This is a genomic window from Nocardia sp. NPDC059236 (assembly GCF_042754085.1).
In the GTDB taxonomy this organism is placed as follows: domain Bacteria; phylum Actinomycetota; class Actinomycetes; order Mycobacteriales; family Mycobacteriaceae; genus Nocardia.
Window position 1 is genome coordinate 1 of record NZ_JBHZAF010000064.1, and the last position, 1783, is coordinate 1783.

Genomic DNA, 1783 nt, shown 5'->3' on the forward strand with positions numbered 1-1783 from the left:
CGTCGTGGTGAGCGATGAGGAAAAGGCGCTCGATCGAGGGTGTCAGGTGGGGATCAGGAAGACGAACGCGAGTGAATCGCTGACGACGTGTCGAAATGGAAACAGGTGACATCGAAACCGGGGCGTCTTTTTGGCACCGGGATGAGTCTGGCGGGTGTCCCGATTTCTGGCCAGGCGGTGTCCGGCATGGAGGCGACGTGAGCCTGATCTGCGGCTTTCGCATGGAACGTGGGAAGGCATGTCCCGATACGGATTTCGCTTCGGCGGGGTCGACAGGGAGCGCGCCGGGCAGCCGAAACTGTGAGGCGTTGAGTACCGATGCGGGACGTGCCGGCGGACCGGCGCGTAGTAGTGGTGAAGCCGCTGTAATGGTGGTGGAGCGAAGGGGCCGGACCATTCGGGTTGGTGAAGCAGTCAACCGGCAAGTGCCGGGAGGAGCTGGATGAGTCAGCCGAGGTCGTCGTTGAAGTCGTTCGAGATTTCGAAATGGGCTGTGCAGGAAGCGTTTAGCAGAGTGCGGGCCAATAAGGGTGCTGCCGGGGTTGATGGGCAGTCGATTGCCGAGTTCGAGGCCGACCTGAGGAACAACCTCTATAAGGTGTGGAATCGGATGTCATCGGGGACGTATTTCCCGCCGCCTGTTCGGGCGGTGGAGATCCCGAAAACCGGTGGCGGGGTTCGTGTTCTGGGTGTGCCGACGGTCGCGGACAGGGTCGCGCAGACGGTGGTGGCCATGGAGTTGGAAAAACGGGTGGAACCGATGTTCCATCCGGACTCCTATGGGTATCGGCAGAATCGCTCGGCGCTGGACGCGGTCGGAGCATGCCGACAGCGGTGCTGGGGGTCCGGTGGATGGGTCCTGGACCTGGACATCCGGAAGTTCTTCGACACTGTAGATCACGAACTGATGGTCAAGGCGGTCCGGGCCAACACCGACCAGGACTGGGTGGTGTTGTATGTGCGGCGGTGGCTTTCGGCTCCGCTGCAACGCCCGGACGGGACGCTGGAGACACGAGACCGGGGGACCCCTCAGGGGTCCGCGGTATCGCCGATTCTGGCGAACCTGTTCATGCATTACGCGTTCGATGCGTGGATGTCCCGGAGGTTTCCGGGGATCATGTTCGAACGATATGTGGACGACGTCATCGTGCACTGCGCCAGCGAAAAGCAGGCACTGATGCTGAGGACCGCGATCGGGGAACGATTCACCGAGGTCGGGTTGGAGCTGCACCCGGAGAAGACGAAAGTCGTGTACTGCAAGGACTATGAGCGGGCCGGTGCCTATGAGCACACGTCGTTCACGTTCCTGGGGTATGAGTTCCGGGCGCGGACAGCGCGGGATAAACACGGGCGGTTGTTCAACTCGTTCATGCCCGCGATCAGCCGCGATGCGGAGAAACGAATCAACCGGCAGGTCCGTAGCTGGCACTTGCATCGACACACGGACTGGACGGTGGGTCAGATGGCCCGATGGATCAATCCGATCGTGCGGGGCTGGTTGCAGTATTACGGCCGGTTCTATCGGTCGAAACTGTATGCGCTGTGCAAACGCATCAACACCTATCTGGTGCGGTGGGCTCGCAAGAAATATCGGCGGTTACACGGATTCAAGAAAGTCAACGCCTGGTGGAAAGCGTTGGGGCACAGGTATCCCCGGCTGTTCGCCCACTGGGAATACACTCGTGGTTTCATGGCGACTGGATGGTAGGAGCCGTGTAATGGGAGACTGTTAAGCACGGTTCTGTGAGAGCCCGGGGGTGCGATTCCCCCGGGCCACTCGACC

Annotated in this window: 1 protein-coding gene; it reads left to right on the forward strand. The window is 61.0% G+C overall.

Features of this window, described 5'->3' with window-relative positions:
- Positions 1–463: 463 nt before the first annotated feature.
- Positions 464–1708 carry a group II intron reverse transcriptase/maturase gene (ltrA, locus tag ACFXIV_RS47815; protein WP_379405936.1) on the forward strand — a complete coding sequence of 415 codons (1245 nt, stop codon included), beginning with the start codon at positions 464–466 and terminating at the stop codon, positions 1706–1708.
- The last annotated feature ends 75 nt before the right edge of the window (positions 1709–1783 follow it).